Source organism: Corallincola holothuriorum (assembly GCF_003336225.1).
GTDB classification, from domain to species: Bacteria; Pseudomonadota; Gammaproteobacteria; order Enterobacterales; family Neiellaceae; genus Corallincola; species Corallincola holothuriorum.
Genome location: NZ_QPID01000012.1, coordinates 136,880 through 160,545, shown reverse-complemented (window position 1 = coordinate 160,545; position 23,666 = coordinate 136,880). Strand labels below are relative to the sequence as shown.

20 protein-coding genes are annotated in these 23,666 nt (G+C 48.7%); 13 read left to right on the top strand and 7 right to left on the bottom strand.

What is annotated here, in order from left to right:
• Nucleotides 1-373 precede the first annotated feature (373 nt).
• Nucleotides 374-1,042: a ribosome biogenesis GTP-binding protein YihA/YsxC gene (gene yihA / locus DU002_RS17320; protein ID WP_114339706.1), complete on the bottom strand. Its 669-nt coding sequence runs from the start codon at nt 1,040-1,042 to the stop codon at nt 374-376.
• A 128-nt stretch (nt 1,043-1,170) separates the two neighbouring features.
• Here yihA and DU002_RS17315 point away from each other — a divergent pair, with 128 nt between their 5' ends.
• From DU002_RS17315 to DU002_RS17285, 7 genes are all read left to right on the top strand, one after another.
• The gene (locus tag DU002_RS17315) at nt 1,171-1,794 is read left to right on the top strand and encodes a c-type cytochrome (RefSeq protein WP_114339705.1); all 624 of its coding nucleotides are present in this window, start codon (nt 1,171-1,173) and stop codon (nt 1,792-1,794) included.
• A 116-nt stretch (nt 1,795-1,910) separates the two neighbouring features.
• Entirely contained in the window at nt 1,911-2,540 is a 630-nt protein-coding gene (locus DU002_RS17310) for a thioredoxin domain-containing protein (protein WP_114339704.1), read from the top strand.
• 587 nt (nt 2,541-3,127) lie between these two features.
• Nucleotides 3,128-3,766, top strand: a complete 639-nt coding sequence (locus DU002_RS17305) for a GTPase-activating protein (RefSeq protein ID WP_114339703.1) — start codon at nt 3,128-3,130, stop codon at nt 3,764-3,766.
• Complete coding sequence (locus DU002_RS17300; RefSeq protein ID WP_233496535.1) at nt 3,766-4,233, top strand: DUF2489 domain-containing protein; 468 nt, start codon at nt 3,766-3,768, stop codon at nt 4,231-4,233. The genes DU002_RS17305 and DU002_RS17300 overlap by 1 nt, the downstream gene beginning before the upstream one ends.
• A 95-nt stretch (nt 4,234-4,328) precedes the next feature.
• Nucleotides 4,329-5,669: an oxygen-independent coproporphyrinogen III oxidase gene (gene hemN, locus DU002_RS17295; RefSeq protein ID WP_199405270.1), complete on the top strand. Its 1,341-nt coding sequence runs from the start codon at nt 4,329-4,331 to the stop codon at nt 5,667-5,669.
• 246 nt (nt 5,670-5,915) lie between these two features.
• A complete protein-coding gene (locus DU002_RS17290; protein WP_114339701.1) occupies nt 5,916-7,892 on the top strand; it encodes a sensor histidine kinase in 1,977 nt (658 codons plus the stop codon).
• A 30-nt stretch (nt 7,893-7,922) separates the two neighbouring features.
• Complete coding sequence (locus DU002_RS17285; RefSeq protein WP_114339700.1) at nt 7,923-9,731, top strand: permease; 1,809 nt, start codon at nt 7,923-7,925, stop codon at nt 9,729-9,731.
• Nucleotides 9,732-9,749: 18 nt separating this feature from the next.
• Here DU002_RS17285 and DU002_RS17280 read toward each other — a convergent pair whose 3' ends face one another.
• Entirely contained in the window at nt 9,750-10,970 is a 1,221-nt protein-coding gene (locus DU002_RS17280) for a mechanosensitive ion channel family protein (RefSeq protein ID WP_114339699.1), read from the bottom strand.
• Between the two features lie 118 nt (nt 10,971-11,088).
• On the opposite strand from DU002_RS17280, the gene DU002_RS17275 reads away from it, so the two are divergent.
• Nucleotides 11,089-11,649: a lysophospholipid acyltransferase family protein gene (locus DU002_RS17275; protein ID WP_114339698.1), complete on the top strand. Its 561-nt coding sequence runs from the start codon at nt 11,089-11,091 to the stop codon at nt 11,647-11,649.
• Nucleotides 11,650-11,665: 16 nt separating this feature from the next.
• Here DU002_RS17275 and DU002_RS17270 read toward each other — a convergent pair whose 3' ends face one another.
• Genes DU002_RS17270 through DU002_RS17260 form a run of 3 tightly spaced genes read right to left on the bottom strand, consistent with a single transcriptional unit; the run spans nt 11,666 to nt 15,290 of the window.
• Nucleotides 11,666-12,340, bottom strand: coding sequence for a response regulator (locus DU002_RS17270; protein WP_114339697.1), 675 nt, complete (start codon nt 12,338-12,340; stop codon nt 11,666-11,668).
• A 56-nt stretch (nt 12,341-12,396) separates the two neighbouring features.
• Complete coding sequence (locus tag DU002_RS17265) at nt 12,397-12,729, bottom strand: hypothetical protein (RefSeq protein ID WP_114339696.1); 333 nt, start codon at nt 12,727-12,729, stop codon at nt 12,397-12,399.
• Between the two features lie 20 nt (nt 12,730-12,749).
• Nucleotides 12,750-15,290: a TIM-barrel domain-containing protein gene (locus DU002_RS17260; RefSeq protein ID WP_114339695.1), complete on the bottom strand. Its 2,541-nt coding sequence runs from the start codon at nt 15,288-15,290 to the stop codon at nt 12,750-12,752.
• A 337-nt stretch (nt 15,291-15,627) separates the two neighbouring features.
• Here DU002_RS17260 and DU002_RS17255 point away from each other — a divergent pair, with 337 nt between their 5' ends.
• The 3 genes from DU002_RS17255 (at nt 15,628) to DU002_RS17245 (ending at nt 17,245) form a co-directional block, all read left to right on the top strand.
• A complete protein-coding gene (locus DU002_RS17255; RefSeq protein WP_114339694.1) occupies nt 15,628-16,065 on the top strand; it encodes a hypothetical protein in 438 nt (145 codons plus the stop codon).
• A 91-nt stretch (nt 16,066-16,156) separates the two neighbouring features.
• Complete coding sequence (locus DU002_RS17250; protein ID WP_114339693.1) at nt 16,157-16,645, top strand: hypothetical protein; 489 nt, start codon at nt 16,157-16,159, stop codon at nt 16,643-16,645.
• A gap of 129 nt (nt 16,646-16,774) precedes the next feature.
• Nucleotides 16,775-17,245 carry a hypothetical protein gene (locus DU002_RS17245; protein ID WP_114339692.1) on the top strand — a complete coding sequence of 157 codons (471 nt, stop codon included), beginning with the start codon at nt 16,775-16,777 and terminating at the stop codon, nt 17,243-17,245.
• A gap of 40 nt (nt 17,246-17,285) precedes the next feature.
• Here DU002_RS17245 and DU002_RS17240 read toward each other — a convergent pair whose 3' ends face one another.
• Nucleotides 17,286-19,265 carry a bifunctional diguanylate cyclase/phosphodiesterase gene (locus tag DU002_RS17240; protein ID WP_114339691.1) on the bottom strand — a complete coding sequence of 660 codons (1,980 nt, stop codon included), beginning with the start codon at nt 19,263-19,265 and terminating at the stop codon, nt 17,286-17,288.
• Between the two features lie 12 nt (nt 19,266-19,277).
• A complete protein-coding gene (locus DU002_RS17235) occupies nt 19,278-19,940 on the bottom strand; it encodes a transglutaminase-like cysteine peptidase (protein ID WP_233496534.1) in 663 nt (220 codons plus the stop codon).
• Between the two features lie 227 nt (nt 19,941-20,167).
• Here DU002_RS17235 and prsK point away from each other — a divergent pair, with 227 nt between their 5' ends.
• Nucleotides 20,168-22,216 carry an XrtA/PEP-CTERM system histidine kinase PrsK gene (gene prsK, locus DU002_RS17230; RefSeq protein ID WP_114339690.1) on the top strand — a complete coding sequence of 683 codons (2,049 nt, stop codon included), beginning with the start codon at nt 20,168-20,170 and terminating at the stop codon, nt 22,214-22,216.
• Nucleotides 22,217-22,266: 50 nt separating this feature from the next.
• The gene (gene prsR / locus DU002_RS17225; protein WP_114339689.1) at nt 22,267-23,640 is read left to right on the top strand and encodes a PEP-CTERM-box response regulator transcription factor; all 1,374 of its coding nucleotides are present in this window, start codon (nt 22,267-22,269) and stop codon (nt 23,638-23,640) included.
• Nucleotides 23,641-23,666: the final 26 nt, after the last annotated feature.

Genomic DNA, 23,666 nt, shown 5'->3' with positions numbered 1-23,666 from the left:
GGGAACATTAGCTTCTCCCCAAAGCTTTATTCGCCGGATGCACTCAGTGCAACCGGCTTTTTTTTGCCTAAATAGTGTCTATTGGGCATCTTTTATGTAATTAAATTACATTTTTATGTCCTTAATATGACGATCTTGCGTAGCTCATTGATTTTATGGGTGATTAAAGATGTGTGGAGTAAGGCGGCGTGAATGCGGTTAAAAAAACATCATTTTTTTAGGTGAAAAGCAGAACTTTTTTCATAGGAGTGAGTCTCAACTAGTGCATTGGAAAGTGCTTCCTTTCAAGACTCCCTAGCTTTTTATTAGCTGCCCATCCTCTCGGATGGGCTTTTTTTATGCGTCGCGCGTGAGTCGCGGCTGTCTGGGCTGGTTAGGTTTCATTGCTCTGGGCAGATACGCTCTCTTCCCCTGTAGCTTCATCATCACCATGTAAGTGCCTGTAGCATTGGGTTTCAATAAACTGTGATAGGTGCTCTACCCCCAGTTTTTTCAGTGATGAAAACAGTTCAACCTGAATATCGCCACCAAACACAGTGATCGCCTCGCGAACCTTCAACAGCTGCGCCTTGCGAGCGCCTGACTTGAGTTTGTCGCACTTAGTTAGCAAGGCCAGTACCGGTAGATCGCTGGCGACCGCCCACTGTAGCAGCATTTGATCGACCTCTTTCAGCGGATGGCGAACATCCATCAGCACAACCACAGCGCAGAGCGATTCGCGTTTCTCCAGATATTCGGTTAGCGCGAGCTGCCACTTCTCTTTAAGTTCCAGTGGCACTTTGGCAAAGCCGTAACCTGGCAGATCAACTAAACGGCAGTCTTGGCCGATGTCGAATAGGTTAATCAGCTGGGTTCGGCCAGGTGTTTTACTGGTGCGTGCCAGATTTGTTTGCACGCAGAGGGTATTCATTGAGCTAGACTTGCCAGCATTGGAACGGCCAGCAAATGCTACCTCGGCACCGCCATCTGAAGTCAACTGACTGATCTTGGCGGCACTAGTGATAAAACTGGCATTACGAAAATTTAGCTTGAAGGGCTGCACAAATGGCCTCCGGGCAACGGGTTACTTTTTGTGAATTTGGTGTAAAATGACCGGATTACGATAATAAGCACGCAAAGTGTACCACGTCCCGCAGCTTTAGCGGACGAGAAAGATGGATTAGGTCACTAATGAAAAGATTCCTGATAGTTTTTACAGCTCTGGTAGGTTCCATCTCTGCAGCTTATGCAGAGGGTGATATTGAAGCGGGCAAGGCGGCAGCTGCAACTTGCGCGGCTTGTCATGGCGTTGATGGTAACTCCACTGTCGCTATCTACCCGAAACTAGCGGGCCAGCATGCCAGCTACCTGGAGAAGCAGTTGCATGAATTTAAGTTAGGCATGCAGAGCGCGGGTAAAGAGGGGCGCTATGACCCAGTGATGAGTGGTATGGCGATGCCATTGGATGATGCCGCCATTGCCAACCTTTCTGCTTATTTTGCTAGTCTGACAGCAACACCTGGTGCGACCCCTGAAGATGTGGTTGAAGTGGGTCACCAGCTCTTTCGTGGTGGCGATCCTGAGCGTGGGTTGCCTGCGTGCCTAGCGTGCCATGGCCCCCGTGGTGTTGGTTCTAGTCTAGCTAAGTTCCCTGCGATTTCTGGACAGCACCCCGATTATACGAAAGCGCAGTTAGAAAAATTCCGCTCAGGGGATCGTGCTAACGATATGAATGCCATGATGCGCGATGTAGCAATGAAGCTGACAGATGAAGAGATCGAGATCTTATCCAAATATCTGGCTGGCTTGCATTAAGCTAAATAGTTGCAGCGATTGATTGAAAGGCGGCATTGAGTCGCCTTTTTTGATTCTGGCTACATCGTCTGACACCATTGCTATGACGTATGACAGGCTTAAATAAGGAGCAGCATGTGCGACGTTTGATCACTGTATACGCTTTATCTGTGTGGCTTGGGTTGCTCTCTTTCGGGGTGACGGCAATGCCAAAAAATGGCCAGGACTATCTGACAGTCAATTTGCCGGACAACATCACTCTGGATGCCGATGTGGTGGAGTTTTTTTGGTACGGTGCGCCATCGTCGCAGCAATATATTCCTTATCGTAAGGCGCATCTGGCGGGTTCGCCTGGGCTTAAGTGGCAATATATGCCGGTAGTGATGCGCCCTGAATGGCGACCAGCAGCGAAAGCGTTTTACATTGCCGCCGAGAGTGAACAGTTCGAACGCTTGCACCTTGAGCTATTTGAACAAGCAAGAGATTTCCCCGAACTACTCGCCGATGAAGCGGGGGTGATAACCTGGTTTGCAGAGCGTGGCTTTAATGAAAATGATGTAAGGCGCAGCTACCTGGCAACCCATACCAATCAGCAGCTGGAAGCCGACCGGAGCGTGCTTGAAGCGCTGCCTATTCCTGGCGTACCGGCGCTGTTGATCCGTGGGAAATATTTGCTGCATGCCGGCATGCATAAGTCTGTTGATAGATACGACGCAACGGTCAGTTATTTGTTGGCGCTTCCCGTACCAACAGTTGAGGCTAAATAGCCGTTTGCACCTGTGTTGTTCAGAAAGTGTGCGCTAGGTGGCAAAATGTAATCAATGTTATGGAAATGTTGCGTTTCATTCTTGAGTTATTACTCAACTGGACTACAGTATTACCCGACTCAGGGAAACAAAATCAGATCAGGATGATCTTTGAAAGATATTCAGGTCAAAGCATCAATGAAGAATGCATGACCAGCAAGCGGGGAAGCGCTGCACACGGGTTTATTTAAACCCACACGGTTTTTGAGCGGCACACTGTGTTTGCTCAGACGTGAAAGGAAGCATTTAAAAAGAAGAAAAAGAACCAAAGCATGGAAGCCGACAAAAAAAATAGGGATGTGACCAGGATGTCTCCCATATACAGCAAGGATTGTTGATAAAGATTGTTTGGCCATACTGACGTGGCCGATTAATAAGGCGGGCGTTCCGCCTTTTTTATTGCCTGTTTTTCAAGTCGTTACCCTCGAATTTTTCCTGTTTTAGCCGCAACAAATGTTTCTCCTTTATCGTTCCCATTTCAAAGTAACCGCAATTGCGGCTGATCGGTTACAATACGCTGGTATTTCTTTCCCTGTGTTGAGAGCACCATGAGCCGTAAGCGTAAAACGAGAAAAGTTGGTTCCCTAGCGCCATCGCTGAAACCGAAAGCGATCGCCAAAGAGGAGCGAAGTAAGCTACAAAAACGCGCGAAAAACCGCAAAGGCTTAAAAGCGGGCCATCGGCAGGTCTTAGAGTCAAATAAGGCCAGCAAAGGCGCGGGTAGTGGACAGGCCAAGTTAGATGATGCCGTGGCTGAAAAACTGGGAAGTAAGAAGCCGGTTGCTCTAGCTCCTGCGGAAACTAAGCCAGTACAGCAGCCGCAAGCGGTGAAGAAACCGAGTAAGCCCGCTGTGCCGGTAATTGATACGCAGACCCGTGAGGTTGTTGATATTGAGAGCTTATCTCTGGATGAGCTTGAGACTGCGTTGGATCTGTTGGAACAAGATCCGGTGTTTAACCAGCTGCTCGATCTGGTTGATGAAGGTAAAGCCCTATCTGGCGAGCAACAAACGAATTTCGATCATTATGTCGCCGAACATGAGCGCCTCAGTGCTGCGCTTGGGATCACCGACGAAGAGGAACCGGAAGATACCGGCGCAGCACCGGCCTCTTCGGAAGACGAGCTGTGGAATAACTTTAATCAGGGTGAGTCATTGTTAAAACAGTTTCAGAAGGATGAGGATTAATGTCCCTGATGTTGTGGTTTTCAGGTGCTGTTGGCCTGTTGATTATTTTGGGATTGGCGGTTTATGCGGGGCGCCTGCTCTATTTGCTGAAGCAGCAACAGGATGAACAACGCCAGACTGTTGAGCGAAAAAATGCACGTTTGCTTGAGAGTATTTATACGATTGCGATGGCCGCAGAACAGCAGCAGTGTGAGTTGTCGGAGGCAGCCATTCGCCTTTGCGTGCTGTTGGATCATTTGCGCCCCGTTGGCGTTACGATCAATTTTGTTGAGCGCTATCCAAATTTGCATGCCTTGTATGATCGAGTGAAACACTTGCCTACCCATGAGGCGCGGAAGAAGTACAAGCGTAACGAGATTATGCGTATGGATCTGCAGCGGATGCGGGACGAGGAATCGTTGGCTGACGCGATAATGCCTGAACTTTCGATGCTGCGAGGCTTACCTGCGGAGTTGCTGCACGCCTAGAGTCTTGTGGCTGGCAGAAGATTAATCGTTGATATCGTTTTACTGAGAGCTGGAGAAGATCCGTGACCACGCCAACCCCGATTTGGGATCAAGCCCTGATTGCCAAGTATAATCTGACCGGTCCTAGATACACCTCTTACCCAACCGCATTGGAGTTTAAAGAGGGGTTTGCCGCGGATGACTTGGTGAAAGCGATCGCGCGCAGTGAACGCAGCAGCTTGTCACTTTATGTGCATATCCCATTTTGTCATAAGCTTTGCTACTACTGTGGCTGTAATAAGGTGATCACTCGCCACCCACATAAGGCTGACATTTATCTCGATTTCCTCGAGCGAGAAATGGCAACTCGTGGTCCTCAGTTTCAGCACTATGAGGTGAAACAGTTACACCTTGGCGGGGGGACGCCGACCTTCTTATCTGCTGAGCAGATGAGTCGCTTGATGGCGATGTTAAGGCGACATTTTGTTTTTTCGCCATCGATAGAACAGGGAATAGAGGTCGATCCCAGAGAGATCCCACTTTCTATGATGTCTCATTTGGCAGCAGAAGGATTTAACCGCATCAGTATTGGCGTCCAGGATTTTAATCCTGTGGTGCAACAAGCGGTTAATCGAGAGCAAGACAATGAGTTTATTCATGCGTTAGTGGCTGAAGCACGAACTCAGGGGATGTCGTCGGTAAACCTGGATCTTATTTATGGCCTTCCGCATCAGACGGCGTCGAGTTTTGCCAAGACATTAGAGCAGACGCTTGCGATGGATCCAGATCGTTTGTCTGTCTTTAACTATGCGCACCTTCCAGAGCGCTTTGCGGCACAGCGTAAGATCGACGAGACCGCCATGCCTGAGCCAGCAGAAAAGATGGCGATGTTTCGGCAAAGCATCGAGTATCTAACGGCGCAAGGCTATCAGTTCATTGGCATGGATCACTTTGCGAAACCTGATGATGAGCTGGCGAAATTACAACGTAGCGGTGCATTGCATAGAAATTTTCAAGGCTATACCACCCATGGTGAGTGTGATCTTTTGGGTTTGGGGGTTTCGTCAATCAGTCAGATCGGCGATTGCTACGTCCAGAATCAGCGTGAACTAAAGCATTATTATCAGCAACTTGATGAGCGTGGGGACGCGCTACATAAAGGCGTGTCTTTGCACCGAGACGACTTGATCCGGCGCGATGTTATCAAAGCGCTGATCTGTAACTTTGAATTGAACTTCGTCGATATTGAAGCGCGTTGGGATATTGCCTTCACTGAGTATTTCAGCACCGCACTGACTGCATTGATGCCGCTAGCCGATGATGGTTTGCTTGCTATTTCTGAGCAGAAAATGGTTGTTAAACCGCCGGGAAGACTGCTTATCCGAAGTATATGCATGTGTTTTGATGCTTACATGCAGCAACAGCTCAGACAGCGGCAATTTTCCCGCATTATCTGATGGGCTTGGAGTTGAATTACACGCTTTTGCTGTATCTCAAATTTCGTTGCACCACATTAGGTATCGCCAAATCAAGTTGTTGGCCGTAGTATGGGGTTGCTAAAATGTTAATAATCTCTTGTTTGGGTGCTTAGTGCTGTTGAACCTCTTTTATCAAACAAAGTTACGCTTTTTGCCTGCGCAAAAAGTTGAGGCTTCTGCTGATAGCGTTATACTCCTTGACCAGAATGTGATGTGGCTCTAATTATGATCAAGGATCCGGCGCCGTTAGCGCGCCTTTGTCGTCGACAGTTAAGAATGTACCGCATGGCTTATACCGTGCTGGTATTGATTACTGTGGCTATCTCTTGGTTTGATTTTCGCAATGATATTAAGGACCTGCGCCACTCGGTCGAATCATCCTTTCAAGAACGTTTTTTATCTCTCAATAATCGATTGGAAAACACCACGTACTACGTGCGTGCGTTAGGTCAGCAATACCTGTTAGGGAAAGAAACCCCGGTAGGCTTACCTTTGCATCAGCTTGAGTCTCATCTGGTTCAATCTTCTACGCATTTTCAGCTTAGCAACAAAGAGTATTACAACCGTCCTTGGAGCTTTTTTGGTGCGGGCGAGTTTGAAGCGGATAACGCGGAATACCTACAAGAAGCCAATGCGGCATTAAAGATGGCCGATCTTTTGGTGTCTGCCCCTCTAGTAGAGCCGGCAGCTGTGCAAGCCTTCTACCATAACCCTGATGCCGGATTTTCATTTATCTATCCGCCATTGGACTGGCATGATTTTCAACCGGGCCCCCGTGATGGTGAGGTTCGTTATCGTTTGATCAACAGTGTGCTCCGCCCCCCCCAAGTCTGGTTACAACAAGGTGCTGAAGCGTATTGGACACGTCCCTATCTTGATTCTCGTGCGCAGGATCTGAGAGTTAGTTATTTGCAGCCAGTGAATTCTGGTGGCCGCTATCCTGCTTTGGTGGGAGCTGATGTAACGTTGGACTTCTTGGAGCGCTTTGTTTCGCCATTGGAAGGGCCAGCATCCACTTTGAGCGTGATTAACCTGCAGCCGCCCGTGCAACTGCTGGCCAGTGGACGCCAACTGGACGATGATCCCGATGCGCCGCTATTTGATGATGGTCAGTTACTGCAGTTACATGAGATGGCCGCCAGCCGTACCCGCAAGTTAGAGCGGATGGACGGTGATTTGGTGATGCTGCGTCAGTTTGAACATGCGCCTTGGTATTTCGTTTATAGCTCCAGTCCGCTAGCGATGCTGGATGAATTGCGTTGGCAATTAGTTGTTAACATCAGTGTGGTGCTGTTAGTCGCCATTATTGGTGCCGTAACTGATCGATTTATTCGCGCACGATTTACCCGTCCTATGGAACAGGTAGAGATGGATCTGGTCGTGCAGCGCGACGAGTTATCCCGAGCATTAGATGATCTTGAACTGGCAAAAAGCGAGCTGGTGCAGTCGGAGAAAATGTCGGCCCTTGGCAGTATGGTGGCTGGTGTGTCCCATGAGGTGAACACGCCGATGGGCGTGGTGGTGACGGCTGTGTCCCATTTGCGGGAGCAGATGACGCGGATGCAATATCAGTTTAAGGAGCAACGCTTGTCTCCCGGCCAGCTGGAGCAAGCATTAGAAGATGGCCTGAAGGGGCTGGATCTGATCCAATTTAATACCGACCGCGCTGTGCATCTGTTGCAGAGCTTCCGTCAGGTTGCTGCCGATCAGACACAAGGGGAGCGTCGACGCTTTCTGCTTGCGGAGTATATTCAGAAAGTTCTCGATAGCATTCAGCCCCGTTTCCGCGATTCGCAGGTTGAACTGCAGTTTCATTATGACCGCGATGTGGAGATTGATAGTTATCCCAGCGCGGTAGCTCAAGCGGTTATTAATCTGGTATTGAATGCCCAGAAGCATGGCTATGAAGCTGGCCAACAAGGCACTATCCGTTTGGTGCTGAGTTTTGATGATCACAGCCAGCGCGCGCGCCTCAAAGTGCAGGATGATGGCTGCGGTATGTCAGCCGAGGTGGCGGCTCAAGTCTTTGATCCTTTCTTTACCACTGCCCGCGCTGCTGGTGGTACGGGGCTCGGCCTCAGTATTAGCTATAATCTGGCAGCAGGTCCGCTGGGTGGTAAGTTAAGTTTGGAAACGCGTCAGGGCTTCGGTTCATCATTCACCCTGGAACTGCCTTTCCAAGCCCCTGTAAATATCTCATAGCGCAAGCGCTCAAGGTCTCAAAGACGAATCATGATGTTGGTTATTAGTATATTGGCGCTATTGGCCGGCCCACCTTTGTATGCGTGGGTACGACGTCATCCCGGTTGGCTGGCATTGACGGACAGCTTCGTGTTTGTTGTGGTCGGCGGTCTGGTGTTGTTCCATATACTGCCAGAGGTTATCCATGCTGGCGGCTGGCAAGTACTGCTGTTGGTTGCTCTTGGGCTGTTCGGTCCGACTCTATTTGAGAACTTATTTCGCCGCGCTGCACTGCAGATGCATAATGCCACCCTGTTGGTCGGGGTGCTTGGCCTAGCGTTGCATGCACTCGGTGATGGGGCTGCACTGGTGGATCATGGTGAAGCGGAAACCCATGGGTTATTAGCGCTGAGTGTCGTTTTGCATCGTATCCCCGTGGGTTTGACCGTGTGGTGGCTGTTACGGCCACAGTACGGGAGAGTGCTGGCATGGTTGGTGATTATCCTTATGTCAGTGACCACTTACACTGGGTTTGCTGCTGGTGAGCAGTTGGTTACCGCACTTGATAGTCATCAATTTGCTTGGTTCCAGGCATTTGTGGTTGGCGCCATTTTGCATGTGGTATTTCATCGGCCCTATCACGTTGAAAGCGCCGAGCCGACGCCAACCATGACCGGTGTTGGTGGTCTACTGGGGGTGGTTGCCCTGCTATTGATCCTGCTTCCAGGCTGGCTGGGATACCATCTGCATGAGCATCATGAAGAGATACATCATCTCTTACAGGACGCGGCGCCGGAAGCACAATGGCGCTTTCTCTACCTTGCTTTGAGCGTCGCACCTTGGCTATTGCTCGCTTATGCCATTGCGGCGATGATTAACTACCTGTTCCCGCGTGCATTTTGGCTTTCACCGCGGCCGGGACGTTTGCCTGAGGCGCTGCGTGGTGCCTTGTTGGGCTTACCGTTGCCGGTTTGTATTCCCGATGCCACACGTATCTATCCGATGTTATTGAAGCAGGGGGCGACACCGAGCTTTGCGCTGGCTTTCTTGGTCGCATCACCTGTATTTGGTTTTGATGCTTTACTGGTGTCGTTGCCACTGCTTGGGTTGGAGTTCACCGGCATACGTTTATTGGCCGCGTTGGCGCTGACACTGCTCGTAGGGACGATCGTTGGGCGTTTTGTTCGCAACGTTGCTATGCCTGAAACGGAGCTTTCGGTTGAAGAGCCGCGTCAGCATAGTGCCAAACGGCTATTTCAGGCATTTACTGATGGCTATGCCCACCTGATTGATCATACGGCGCCTTGGGTGATCGTCGGCTTGGTGGTTGCTGCCACGTTAGCGCCAACGCCTGGATGGGATCTACTGGCTGAGCAGTTGTGGGCACAGTTTCTGTTAGTGATGTTGCTGGCATTACCGTTACATCTTTGTGCTACCGGGCTAACGCCTGTGGTAACCGTGCTCTTGGCTGTAGGCCTTTCGCCTGCTGCGGGTCTATTGTTCTTGCTATTGGGGCCCATGGTAAATCTAACGCTGGTGCGCTTTCTTATTCACAGCCATGGTCGGGGTATTGCGCTTGCGATGGTCGTCGCCATGGTGTGCTTGTCGGCAATGATTAGTTGGTTTGCACAACCATGGTTGGTACTTCCCCCATGGCTGCCTGACACTGAAACCACGGTGTGGCAATGGCTGGCACTCGGCGTTTTGGTGGCGCTATATGCGATCTCATTGCTGCGGAACGGCCCACGGGCATTTATTGCTGAGCTGTTGCCGAGTGAGTTACTTCATCAACATCAACATCATCACCATCATGATGCTGACCATGGTCACCACCATCATGATGGCGACCATAAGCACTGAGCCATGCTCTGGCTAAGCCTAGTTAGTGAGCCGTTGAAAATCTTGTCCGCTGGGTGCTTGAAACGCTCTCAGTCCGAACACAGGTAAGATGGCAAAGATATGGTCGAAAAGATCAGCCTGTAGCGCTTCATAGTGTGCCCAGCGCTTATCGTTGCTGAACAGGTAGAGCTCTATCGGTAAGCCTTCACTGGTAGGAGCCAGTTGTCGGACAAGTAGGGTCAGTTCACCGTTTACCAAGGGGTGTTGCTTTAAGTATTGTTCAAGGTAGGCGCGGAAGGTGCCGATATTGGTCAATTGCCGATGGTTACACGGATGCTTGTCGTGCCATTGGCCTATCTCCGTCCGCTTCTGCTCCAAGTAGGGGCTGAGTACCGAGATCTCACTGAGGGCATTGAATGTCTCTTCATCAAGAAATTTGATGCTTTGTACATCAAGGTGCAGTGAGCGTTTGATCCTCCGGCCACTTGACTCTTCCATGCCGCGCCAGTTTTTAAACGCATCTGAAAAAAGCGCATAAGTGGGGACTGTGGTGATGGTTTTATCCCAGTTTTGTACCTTCACTGTGGTTAGGCCGACATCTTGTACTGCGCCGTCAGCGCCAAATTTCTTCACCTCGATCCAGTCACCACAGCGCACCATATCATTAGCGGCTAGTTGCAAACCGGCAACAAAACCCAGGATCGTATCTTTGAATACCAACAGCAGCACTGCGGTAAATGCGCCCAAACCGCTAAGCAGTACCATGGGGGAGCGATCGATTAGCATTGACGCGCCCAGGATGAGTGATAGTAGCAATACGAACAGCTTCGCTAACTGAGCAATACTGCGTAATGGCAATTTGTTGCTATTGCTATGACGGCTGGCCAATGCTTCTAGCGCACTGAGTAGAGCCATGAGGCCACGGCAGATGACAAACAATAGATAGAGCGACACGACGAGTGTGAGTATTCGCTCACTATTGGGCCGATCCGCAAAGGCATTGGGTATCAGTGAGATCATTAGCACGGCGGGTGCGAGATGCGCCAGATGCTCCATTACTTTGAAGTCGACCAGTAGGTCGTCCCATTTCATCGGGCTACGTTTGATCACTTGCCTGACAGCTTTGAGGAGTATGCGGCGGGTCATAAGATCCGCCACGACTGCTATCAGTAATAACAGAGTGATCAGCAGAGCATCAATGAGTAACGGATTCACTGGGAAGTTGGCGTTTATTAGCCAATGGGTTAGGGTGTCACGCATTTTTCCGGCTCCATACTGTAAGTACTGTGTATGTTAAAGCAGCGCACATGGCTGGAGAAAGTCTAAAGTTATTGTTGTAGCAGCATTTTGTTGCTGACTTTGAAGTGAGGGTGGTTTGATGTGGCAAAATTTTTGCGGCTGGTTATTGAAACGGGCTGGTTGGCGAATTGATGGTGATCTGCCAAGCATCCCTAAGTTTTTACTAATAGGTGCCCCTCACACCAGCAATTGGGACTTTGTTGTTTGTATCATTGCGCGTTTTGCTTTGGGCTTAGAGATTAAATTCCTGGGTAAACATCAGCTGTTTAAACCGCCATTCGGATGGATATTTCGTGCGCTGGGTGGCTATCCTGTGGTTCGCCATCAGCGGGGTAATGTGGTGCAGGACGCGGTTGACCTTTTCGACCGTCATGAGAAATTTGTCTTGGGTTTGGCACCAGAGGGTACTAGAAAGCATGTTGGCCATTGGCGATCTGGCTTTTATCACATAGCGCTCGGCGCAAAAGTACCTTTAGTTCTATTGGGGTTAGACTTTGGTAATCGACGCTTATGCTTGTCTGAGCCTATGTACCTTACGGGGGATCGCAGCACCGATGCGGCTGCGATTGAGGCTTTTTTCAAACCGATTCAAGGTAAGAAGCACCAGCCTATTCCCAAAGGATTAGGCTGGGACGATTAGATGATTGGCTGGCGTGTTAATCGACAATGTAAGCGTGTGATGCTGGCAGGTAGTCTCGAAGATCCTGCAGTAAGCCGATTTTTCCTAAAGTGAGCGGCTCGCCGGAGGGCACGAGAACATAGCCTGAATCGCTTAGGATCGGTTGCGCCAATAGCATCCCTTCCACTAATGCGTCGAATCCAACCTTCTTGCCTGGTCCGTCTACATCGTTGATACCGTCTACGCTGGCATCAATTTGTAATGGCTTCTCTGTATCTAATATCTCATAAGCGATCGCTGGACGCAGCTCAGGCTGTGGGCCGAGTAGTAGATGGTCGATGCGGGTTTTTAACTGGTCAGCACCAATGCTTTTATTGATGATCGCATCGGCATCCAATGCGATGGCTGTGCCAAGCACTGCCATCTCATCATGGCTGGTGATGACCATGACACGGGTGTTTCTGGGTTGTTCTGTTGCGCCGCAGCGGATCTTTTGTAGTAGCGTTAGACCGTTTACACCTGGCATCTCTATATCGGTGAGAATGAGGTCATATTCGCTCTCTTTTAGGCAGGCAATAGCCTCATCACCATCGCTGGCGACAGTAATAGAGCGAAAGCCCAATTGCTGTAACAGGCTATTCAATAGGTGGCGAGTGATCGGTTCATCATCCACCAACATGATATTGAAATTACCCCAGACCCCTTCGCTCATTCTGCTCTCCCTATGCTCTAGAAATAAGGGTGCCGATGGCACCCTTATTAAAATTGCTATTTGTTTTGGGCGTTTCGCCACCGATAACAGTAGACCAAGCTACTGTTATCTTGATGTTTGACCTCTTCCCATAAGCCTAGTTCCTGAAAATAGTGCTTAGCCGCCTCCATTTCGCCTTGGGCGATAGGGGGATACAGATCACCAGGATCATGGGTTACGTCAGCCAATGACTCGGACAAAGAGATCGGTTTAGTACGCCAACGATAGCAATAGACAATGCCGTCCACGCTTTGTTGCTTTACTTCATGCCATATTCCGAGCTCGGAGAAGTAACGTTTCGCTTCTTCAAACTCGCCGGCTTGCGCCGGCGGAGTTAGTTTAAAGGCCATTTTAAGCTCCTAAAAAAGGATTACTTCCAACGAACTTCAATGTGATTAACAAACGCGAGCTTCATTACGCCGACTTTGGCGTAGACACGGTTGCCGTCTTGGAACCAGCCGCGAGCCGCACGCTTATACTCTTGCATGCTGTCAAAGCGCTTTAAACGCTCTTTACGATAGGCAACGGAGGCGATCTCCTGACCGTGCGTAATAAACATAGCGTTTACTTCGCGTCCCGGCTTCATACCATCGTAACGACCACGACCTTCAGCAATGGTTAGCTCTGCCGAGTTATTCCGTTGCTTGAGGATAAGGTCAGTGTTAACGGTTCCTTTGCCTGTATTCTTATAGCTAACTGACTCGCCATCGTCTTCGTAAAGTGTGAATTTACTCTTCAGCTTGCCATCACCTAAATAAGCGACTACCAGCAAAGTATTTTGCTTCTGGCCAGTGCCACGGAGACCATCGATATTCAGCAGAGTGTCATCAACCACGATCTGTGGAATAACGGTGCCGGTTTTAACGAAGGTCGGTAGGCGATAGATGCCTTCACGATAGAGTGGGAATGGACCAAACCATTCGCCAGCACTTTGGTAGCGTTCGTGATCGTGGAAGTCAATCCATTCACCTTTAGGCAGATACACCAAGGCTTCTGTTGCACCGGCTTCAGCAACGGTCGCAACGATCATCCGATCACCGATCATCTTCTGGTTAGCCAGTGTGCGAACGCCGGGATCATCCTGATAGTGATAAACCATCGGAGGGAAGATCGCCGCACCACGTTGATAGGCTTCGTGTGCTAGCGAGTAGTAGTAAGGAGACAGTGCGTAACGTTGACGAATGATCTCGCGGTTACTATTTACATCGCCAATTTTGGCAGGGCTGGTCTCTTTGCAGTTACAAAGGTTTTCGGTGTGTGGGCGCATTGGAATATCAATTGCTGCACTGACCGCTAACCACTGGGTGTACATCTCATCGGCGTTGGCGCCAGCAAGCGCTTTGCGATGGAAGCCGCCAATATCGGAACCATAATAGTCGAAACCAGACATCGACATATGCATCTGGGTATTGATGTGTGCGGCCAGATTTTTCAGGTTGGAGCCAATATCACCGGACCAGATAGCTGTGCCAAAACGTTGGCTACCAGCAGTACCTGAACGACTCAAAATGAATGGGCGTTGAGTGTGCTTATTGCGGGCGTAACCTTCAGCGATGCTCTGGCTCCAGAACAAGTTGTACAGGTTATGAACGTCTCGATGACCGTGTTGAGTTTCAGTACCGATACCAACACCAGCATACCAAGCGTTGACGTCAAACTGCTCTGGTTCACCCAAATCTGTCCAGTGGCCCATGACACCATCTTTGATTAGCTGTTCACGGCGCCAATCATGGAAGAAGTTAGCACCTTCCAGATGAGTGTAATCAAGCATGCCGCCTTTACCCCACCATGGCTGTGAATTCAGATAGACGGGATCACAAGGGTAGGGGCATTGGCGAACCAAATAACCTTTGGTGGCCATGGTCAGGTATTCAGGTAGACGTTTGCCAACGTAGGGTTCTTCGATGGTGACGACACCCAGACCATATTTCTCTTTGTACTCTTTGATCCGCAATTTGGGGCTAGGGAAGTTAGTTTTGTCCCAACGCATGGAGCCCATTTTCGTGTTTTCAGAGCCTTCGCGAATACCACCAAACCATTGTAGATCGAGGAATGCACCATCAACTGGGAATTTGGCTGCACGCAGGTCGCGCATTGCGACGTCAATCTCTTTCCAGTTGTCGAAACCGTATTCTGACATCCACAAACCAAACATCTTCCGTGGTGGCACCGGTGGGCGCCCTGTCAGGTCAAGGTAACCAGAACGCAGGTCTTGTAAGTTACGGCCACCGATAACGTAAGCACGGATCGCATCGCCACCGGTTTCTACTTTGTATGGGTCGGCAGAAAAATCCCAAGTTTGGGCGTAGGTGTTATCCAGAAACAGGGCGTAGTTCTGCATACCCTGGCCAAGGAAATAGGCGACGGGAACTTGCATGTTGCCAACAGCCCCACCACCTTGATTGACCATCTTGTTACCAAACTCACTGCCTGGTGTGCGGCGTTGACCACTGAGATCACCGTTGATCTCACCAAGTTTCTTATGTTGCTCACCAAGGCCATAGATATGATAGAAATTTTCACGACTGAACTGCAGGCTCAGTTTGTCAGGCTTGGTTGATGTCGGACAAAAATTACTCAGCTCATATTCTGGCTGTTTACGAATGTCCGTCACTTTTACGCACAGTGAAGAGGTATCAACACGAATAGAGAGTGTTTTTGTTTTTAAGGTGTTACCACCAGCAGGGATCGGTTTAGCTTTATGGTCGTTGCGCAGCACCATGGGTGACGTATAGATACGACCGGAAGATGCATTTCCGTTCATCGCCCACTCTAGATGAATCAAATCATCTTCGAGTAGTTCGATAGATAGAACGTTTTTGCCACTTACGGTGCGGTATACCGACGCCGACTGTGCAGCAAAACTGAACAGACATGAGAGCAATGTCAGCAAATAGATCGGTTTAACCACGGGAAGACTCCTCGAATATGGTTCTAGTTATTACGCGTGTTGCCAGGTTGTTACGAATATTACCGTAAACTGTACAATAACCCGACATTTTCTATCGCCTATCAGAGGATCGAACCGCGTTAATTTTGAAGTTCATCGCAAAAAAACAAACTTTAGGCCTAAAATTAACATCTTTTTCGGTGATTGACTGGTGTCGGAAAACCGTCAATCACCGCCTCTGGTCAGGTAAGTAAAGCATTTTGTGTGCCAGACATTTTATATGAATTCGTGATTTGCGATCAGTGACACGTGTTCGCAACTTGCTAAAATATGGCTCGTTTTGTTTACGGAATAAGCAATGAACTTTCTAATTCGGTTATTTGGCATCTATATGCTGTTTTATTCAGGGTTACTTCATAGTGAACAACCGCCATCACACCCTTTAGATGCATATCAAGCTGCGTGTCCTTTGAATAATCCGCAGCCAGTTTCATTAGCAGAATGTTATATTGATGTTGTCGATGAGTGGCGTGATGAGGTCGAGCGAGTTTACGATTTCGTATTGGAGCGTAAGGTTGCACAGAAGCGTTATCAGGAAGCCAAACTGATCAAGCAAGCACAGACGAATTTTTTAGCGTATCGAAAGTTGGTTGCCACGCAGTGGCAAAATAGCTGTAACGGCAGCGCTGCTTGTCAGGTGCAGTTACCGGAGTTGGAGCTTGTGGCGCAGCGGGAAAGATATTTTCAACTTGAAGCCTATGTTGACTGTATCAACTGTTTCCCGTCCTATAAGTGATAACGCTGGACAATGGTCATAGAATTGGCGAATAATTGAGCGTCTGCCAATTTAATCTCTCTCATAAAACCGGCTAGGCAAGGATGTCAGCATGAAAATCAAGAAGTTAGTCTACGGTGTGCTAGGTGTGGCCGCGTTGTTTGCGTTGCAGCATTCCAGCGAAGGGGAAGCATTGATTATGGATCGGGTACTTGCCTGGGCAAATCAAACTCCTTTTTATGCACAAGCCAGAGTTCGCTACTCAGTGAAAGGGATTGAAGGGGAAGGTCTATTGCTATTCCAGCTTAACCCTCTCGATGGATGCCGTAATACGTTGAAAGATTTTATTGCTGAGGTCACCCGCTGTGAAGACTGCGAGTTGACTTCAATAAGCTGCTCTATTTCACCAACTCCTTATCAAAAACAGTTGCTTGATGGCGACGACGGAGAAAGGGGTTACATGTTGGTGCAACATAGCAGTGATGATATGAGCCGTGCGGTGCTGCAGTATTGGGGTCTAGATCATCAACAGTGGTTCCAAGTTTGCCAGAGTATGCGTGGCAATTTGAGCGATACGAATCTTCAGGCGCGTTGCATTTAACGCCGCATCATGTGAAGGTAGGTCGCGCTGTTGTATGAAGTAGAGCGTGTTTTGTCCTGCTGTCGACAACCGCAATAGTTATTATTTCTTAGATTAGCCATTGTTGGCTTTTAACAGGGAAAGTCGGTTGTGAATGTGATGAAACCGCTGTTACCCGCGGTATTAGTTTTTTCGTGTCTGAATTTAGTTGGCTGTGGTGGGGGGGGATCTGATACTCCGGAAGAGAACTCACCCGGCGTGGTTATTCCTGTTGATCCTGCGCCGCCAGAAGATCCCCAACCTGTTGAGCTGCCAGTACTAAGTTGGGATGCGCCTACTACACGTACAGATCATATACCGCTACAAAGCTGGGAAATCGCTAAGTATCAAGTTTGGTATGGCAAAAGCCGCTATAAACTTGAGCTACTCGATGAAGTGCCTGGCGGCGACGAAAGACCAGAACTAGTGGTTGATATGTTGGATGATGGTTACTATTTTTTTGCTGTCACCGTCGTTGACAGTGATAGTTTAGCCAGCGACCAATCTGAAGTTGTTTATAAGCGAGTTCCTGATGACTTGTTACCTTCCGACAACGGTGCAGGGACATCAGCATTAAACTAGTGGAGGCTTCTTACGCATCCACTTATGGCAGATGATAAGGTTATTTGCCTATTTCATCGACCGAGTAAGGTTGCCCAAACAGATAGCCTTGCAGACCATCGATACCTAACTCTTTGAGGGTGTTCGCCGCTTCCTCATCCTCAACTTGCTCGGCAAATACCGCAATGTCAAGACCGTGTCCCAGCTGTATTAGGGTTGTTATAAAATCTTTGTTTTCAATATCTTTGTTGATGTCATGGACGTAGTTACCTGCCACTTTAATATGGTCGGGGCGGATCTGTTTTAGGTAGGAAAAGGGTAAGGTGCTGACACCAAATTTCTCTATGGTGACTTTGAGACCAAGTGCTCTGACTGTTTGTATAAAGCTCTGTGCAGCTTTCATGTGTAATTGAATACTATGTTCACTGAGTTCAAAGGTGATTCGTTTACGAAGACCTCTGGCTTTGGGAAGCTGGTTGGCCAACCAAGCTAGAAATTCTGTGCTGAGTATCGTTTGCATTGACAGGTTAATGGCTAGCCGAGCGCCTTGATGCACACGCGCCACTTCCAGAGCTTCCTTGATCACTGCGCGATCAAGTTGTTCAATCAAACCCAGTCGACTTAGTTCGGCGAATAGATCTGGCGTGTTCATCGCCGCCCCTTGGTCATCAAAGAATCGTGACAGTAATTCGAACATCTGCACTTGCTGACCATCTTTAGCAAGAATTGGCTGACAGCTTAGCTTTAGCTGCGGCGGTGTGATGAGCCTGCTCATTTTGGCCCGTCGTTGACTAATATCCAGTTGGTCAGTCGCCAGATTCTCTTCCGGTGCAAGTATATGGAATCGCTGCTCGCCTGGTTGTCCCGCCAGTGTTAATGCATGGTCGGCGTTGGCAAGTAGTTGTTTCAACTCCATACCGGGACGATATTCACAGATACCAAGGATGGCGACGCCCTGTGTCTGTTCTGGGTGGGCTAGCGCATCCAATGAAGTGCTCAGGCTATTGGCGTCTTGGTCTAGCTGATGGAGTCTGGGTACAACCATTGCTATCTCGCTTTCTGATGTGCGAAATGCCATGCCTTCGAAATGCTCAGCGAGCTCGCGACACAGTTCGCAGACTCGTTTTACCTGATCTTTGGCAATAGGGGCTCCAGCTCTTTGCTGCAAGCTTTCAAGTCCGGTTAAGTGAACGAACCATAAAGCGCCACTGGGTTGCTCTGGATCATTCAGTAGTTGTTTGAGGTGAGCGAGAAAGGCGCGACGATTACCTAATTGGGTTAAGCCATCAATATAGGCTTCGGCTTGTAGTTTATCGGCACGTTCGCTGACTGCTTTGAAGTTCTTCTCTATCGCTTTCGCCATGCGGTTCATCGCTACAACGACACTTCTAAGCTCTTCCGTGCCAGGGAGCTGACTAATTTTTGAAAAATCGCGTGCCGCAATGGCATTGGCTTGAGCTTCGATTGCACGCAGTGGACGAACAATGAAAAACAACAAAGCGTAGCCAATCAGCGATGCAACAGCGGCGATGAGTAGGGCGACTAACAAACTCTTTTTTGCTGATTTCCATAGGTATTCGTAAGCCAAACCAGTATTACTTTTTATTTCAATCGCTCCCAGTTTTTCCCAGGCGTAAAGCTCTGATGTACCTACGCCGGGTTCAAGTACATACCAATTCACAAACCAACTGGGGACGCCCTCTATTTGATTACTTCCGACCCTTTTTAATACCTCTTTGCCAGCTTTGTCGGTTAGGGTGAACTCAACGATATAGTTCGAATCAACCAAGCTACTGACTTGCGTTTCTACCATCGCCAGATCCCCCGCAGCCACATAGTCACGGCACCACATACCGAAGTAGTATGCGGTGTCCTGAGCATGGGTGCTGAGCTGTGCTTTTAGGTACTGTTGGGTTTGGTTTAGTTGTACAGCAAAGTAAGCAACGGAACCAAGCAAGCTGGTGGCGATAAGCAGGCGTATCACCTGACCGCGAAAAGTCGGGCCGAGGAACAACCGTTTGATTAATGGAGTGGCTGACATGGTGTATTCCTCTTAATAACCTGATTCTATTCGGTTTAATAATTCGTGCCAGGGAGCCTGACTGTTCTCAATAACACGTTTACCTTGGTTTAAAGCTTTACTTTGCCATAACCCTTCCGCATTAAAGCTGTACACAGGGATAAGATCTTTACGCTTTGAGGCGGGTAAAATACTATCGGTCAAATTGTCCAGAACCAGTGGCATTGAGTCGGGTTCAGGATAATAGGTGAGCACCATATGTGCTTGATTAATACGCACGGCTTTTACATACATTAGCCGCAGTTTTTCCGGGGCGACACCAAGTGCACGGAGAGAAAAATATTTGGCGATGGAGTAGTCTTCACAATCCCCTGCCCCTGTCGCAATCAGCTCAATAGGGGTGGCCCAGTAGTCGACTTTCCCCCAATGGCTTTGATCGCTGCGAAATTCAATTTTGTTAAAATGCTTGTTAATCAGCTTCAATTTATCCCTTTCGGCTAAATTTTGCCCTCTTTCTAACAAACGCTTTAACTTTCGCACCCGTGCTGCTGCTTCGTCACCATAATCTTCACTGACTTTGGTAAACAGTGCTGGTGAAAAAATTTGTAGGAAGTCATCTGAACGCAAAGATGCGATTAACAGTAAACCGCATAGAAAAATGGCAATTTTTGCGATATTTGACAGTGGGAGCGACACAGAATGCCTGCAGTTTTTTGTCGATATATCCAGTGTAGTGCAGACTTCGGCGCTATGGGATATTAGCTAACCTATTGGTTCGGCGCTCGAATCACGTATTTTGTGGTTTATTTACGATTGCTTCTCGTTTCTAAGATGCTCTCATATTGCTGGTAAGTAATTACTGTTAGTATCGACGTCGTTTAACGTTGCTGTTTTGCTGTGATACATCGGAGGTTGATGACAGCATGGATATGGCTCATATTAATTTAGCCAGCTATCTCTTTGCCGCCTTGGCATTTCTGCTCTTTTTTGGGCTTCAGCTGACCGCTCGTAGAGAGGGGTTGCCAGCACGATTGTTGGTGGTTGCAACGCTGGTTAGCGGGATTTGGTCATTAGTGCTCGCGGTGGCCAGTTTGACTGCAAGCCCTCCCTATCACTTGATGTTAGCGCTGGACGCCGTTCGCTATATTACCTGCATTTTATTTTTGGGCAGCCTGTTACAAACGTCTGATAATTTGAATCAACTGATTGCCCAAAGTCGGCTATTGCGGATATTTGTGCCATTAGCTTTGTTGCTGGTGGTGATGGATCTCTTTATGCCTGAGCTAGGTTTTCCGCCAGTGACCGTGCTGTTTAGTGCACATCTGTCACTTGCTGTGGTTGGTCTAATGATTGTTGAGCAAGTCTTTCGCTTTGGTGATCGGCAGCAAAAGTGGGCATTAAAGCCACTGTGTTTGGCCTATGGGGCACAGTTTGCATTTGATTTTGCCATGTTTGCGGAAGCGACACTGTTTAATCATCTCGATCTCATGATGTGGGTCGGACGAGGTGTCGTCTTTGCCCTTACTGTGCCGTTTCTACTTATCTCTGCTCGACGCATCAAGCAGCTATCGTTGCGGATCTTCGTATCTCGTCAGGTGGTTTATCACAGCACCTTGCTGTTTGGCGCCGGTTTGTATCTGCTGTTGATGGCTGCTGTTGGCTATTACATTCGCTTTTTTGGTGGTGAGTGGGGAACACTCGGGCAAGTGCTGTTTTTTGCTTTAGCTTTGCTTCTGCTGGCTTCTCTGTTCTTGTCTGAATCACTGCGCCGCCAAGTGCAAGTGTTTATAACCAAACATTTTTATGCCAACCGTTATGATTATCGAATTGAGTGGTTGAAAACTAACCAGAAATTGGCAGAGCGAGCGGATGACGCTTGTATTTACCAGACTGCCCTTGATGCAATGGCCACGGTTGCCAAGGCACCTGCCGGCATCCTTTTACGTCGTTCAGACCGTATGTTGTCTATTCAGGCCCATTTGGGAACAATTACTGCGGAACAAGCGCAACTTATTGCTAGCGAGGTGATCCGTGCGGAAGCGTTTTGTTTGCAAAGTCGCTGGATTATCGACCTGCATGAATTTTCCGAGCACCCTGAACGTTACCCGGAACTGACGCTCGATGTACCGTTGCTGCACAAGTACGGAATCAAAACCTTAGTGCCGATGATCGAGGGGGAAGAGCTGACCGGATTTTTTGCCTTAGGTCGGCTAGAGGGGGAACCTGAAATCAATTGGGAAGACAGGGATCTCTTCAACACGGTGACCCATCAGCTTGCGACTTTTCTTAGTCTGCATGAAGCGTCGGAAGCCTTAGCAGAATCCAAACAGTTTGATGCGTTTAACCGCATGTCTGCTTTTTTAGTGCATGATTTGAAAAACATTGTGGCGCAGCTAAATCTCATTGTGGTTAACGCTGTCAGGCATAAACATAATCCCGAGTTTATTGATGACAGCCTGGATACATTGACCAATGCGGTGTCAAAGATGCAGCGCATTATGAATCAATTGAAGCAGAGTGCGCCCTCCCCTGAGTCTCGGCGACAGGTCGCTTTGTGCGCCTTGCTAAAAGAACAAGTCGCACGGCATCAGTCACAACAACCGCAACCTGAATTATCATGTGTAACTGATGCCACAATTCGAGTAGATAGCGAGCGTTTTTCCGCCATTATTGGTAATTTGATCCAAAATGCGCAAGACGCTACCGACAAAAGCGGTAGCGTGACGGTGAGCCTTACAACTAATAACGATTGGGTGGATATCTGCGTCAGTGATACTGGCTCCGGCATGTCTGCTCAATTTATAAACGAGCGATTGTTTAAACCCTTTGACACGACTAAGGGTAACGCTGGTATGGGTATCGGGGTATACGATGCTCGCCAGTTTGTGCAGAACTGTGGTGGTAATTTAACGGTGCAAAGTGAGCTTGGGGAAGGTAGCTGTTTTACCCTGCGTTTGCCCCTTCACAGCTAGTGTGGATCTGTCATACTAACTTTGCCCAGTAGACATGGAGAGTACAGGCTTTGGTGGTTAAAAAAGAATATCTGTTGATCGTTGACGACGATCCCGGCATCCAGAAGCAGCTTAAATGGAGCCTGGATAAATATAACTTAGTCTTTGCGGAAGACAGAGCGTCTGCAATTAAGCAGTTACGCCGCTTTGAACCTGCGGTTGTGACCTTGGATTTAGGCTTACCGCCTGATCCCGCAAACGCCTCTGAAGGTCTCATGGCTTTGTCAGAGATTCTAGCGTTGTCACCGTCGACTAAGGTGATTGTCGTTACCGGTAATGATGATAAAGACAATGCGCTTAGAGCCGTGGCTGATGGTGCTTACGATTACTATCACAAACCAATTGACCCGGATGTTTTGCAGATCATCATCGATCGTGCGTTCCAACTTCATCGTCTTGAAGATGAAAATCGTCGTTTGGTTGAGTCGAAATCTCCTGCAACAGCAGGAATTATTGGCAATAGCCCTGAAATGACGCGGGTGTTGCGCCTAATCGAGCGTGTCGCTCCGACCGAAGCGACGGCATTGCTGCTTGGTGAAAGCGGTACCGGCAAAGAAGTTTTTGCCCGAGCGATCCATCAGCTGAGCCCTCGTCGTAATGCGCCTTTTATCGCAATTAACTGTGCATCTATCCCTGAAAATCTATTAGAAAGTGAGCTTTTTGGCTTTGAAAAAGGCGCGTTCACTGGCGCTCACAAGAAGACGCAGGGAAAAATTGAGTGTGCTCAGGGTGGCACACTGTTTCTCGACGAAATAGGTGACATGCCTGGAGCCTTGCAGGCCAAGCTACTGCGATTCTTGCAGGAGCGGGTGATTGAGCCTGTCGGCGGCAGGACAGAACTCCCCGTCGATGTTCGGGTCGTTTGTGCCACCAACCGTGATCTAAAAGAGATGGTCGAGAGCGGCGAGTTTAGAGAAGACCTGTTCTATCGGATCTCTGAAATTACTTTCCAATTGCCAGCCCTACGTGAGCGTGAAGGCGATGTTGTCCTGCTTGCCCGTTCATTCCTCCACAATTACAACAGCGAGCTGGGACGCAATTTGCTGGGGTTCAATGAAACCGCGCTTAAAGCGATTTGTAGTTACAGCTGGCCGGGTAATATCCGTGAATTACAGAATAAGGTGAAGTCCGCGGCCATCATGGCTGATAGCAAGCTGATTAGCGCCGAAGATCTTGGCTTGGATCTGTTAGCTGAGAAAGATATGGCATTTAATCTGCGAGCGGTTCGTGAAGAGGCAGAAAAGAAACTTATCTTTAAAGCGTTTAGTTACACCGATTACAACATTTCACGATCGGCTGAATTGCTGGGAGTCACCCGTCCAACGCTTTACTCCTTGATGGACAAATACAACATCACTGATGAACGGAATAAAAGAGCTCAGTAGGCAGAGCAGATAACGAATAATAACGA

What these genes read in the sequence shown, in the direction of transcription:
- DU002_RS17315 (WP_114339705.1), top strand. Translation starts at nt 1,171, where the DNA reads ATGAAAAGATTCCTGATAGTTTTTACAGCTCTGGTAGGTTCCATCTCT.
- DU002_RS17305 (WP_114339703.1), top strand. Translation starts at nt 3,128, where the DNA reads ATGAGCCGTAAGCGTAAAACGAGAAAAGTTGGTTCCCTAGCGCCATCG.
- DU002_RS17300 (WP_233496535.1), top strand. Translation starts at nt 3,766, where the DNA reads ATGTCCCTGATGTTGTGGTTTTCAGGTGCTGTTGGCCTGTTGATTATT.
- DU002_RS17290 (WP_114339701.1), top strand. Translation starts at nt 5,916, where the DNA reads ATGATCAAGGATCCGGCGCCGTTAGCGCGCCTTTGTCGTCGACAGTTA.
- DU002_RS17285 (WP_114339700.1), top strand. Translation starts at nt 7,923, where the DNA reads ATGATGTTGGTTATTAGTATATTGGCGCTATTGGCCGGCCCACCTTTG.
- DU002_RS17280 (WP_114339699.1), bottom strand. Translation starts at nt 10,970, where the DNA reads ATGCGTGACACCCTAACCCATTGGCTAATAAACGCCAACTTCCCAGTG.
- DU002_RS17275 (WP_114339698.1), top strand. Translation starts at nt 11,089, where the DNA reads ATGTGGCAAAATTTTTGCGGCTGGTTATTGAAACGGGCTGGTTGGCGA.
- DU002_RS17270 (WP_114339697.1), bottom strand. Translation starts at nt 12,340, where the DNA reads ATGAGCGAAGGGGTCTGGGGTAATTTCAATATCATGTTGGTGGATGAT.
- DU002_RS17265 (WP_114339696.1), bottom strand. Translation starts at nt 12,729, where the DNA reads ATGGCCTTTAAACTAACTCCGCCGGCGCAAGCCGGCGAGTTTGAAGAA.
- DU002_RS17255 (WP_114339694.1), top strand. Translation starts at nt 15,628, where the DNA reads ATGAACTTTCTAATTCGGTTATTTGGCATCTATATGCTGTTTTATTCA.
- DU002_RS17250 (WP_114339693.1), top strand. Translation starts at nt 16,157, where the DNA reads ATGAAAATCAAGAAGTTAGTCTACGGTGTGCTAGGTGTGGCCGCGTTG.
- DU002_RS17240 (WP_114339691.1), bottom strand. Translation starts at nt 19,265, where the DNA reads ATGTCAGCCACTCCATTAATCAAACGGTTGTTCCTCGGCCCGACTTTT.
- prsK (WP_114339690.1), top strand. Translation starts at nt 20,168, where the DNA reads ATGGATATGGCTCATATTAATTTAGCCAGCTATCTCTTTGCCGCCTTG.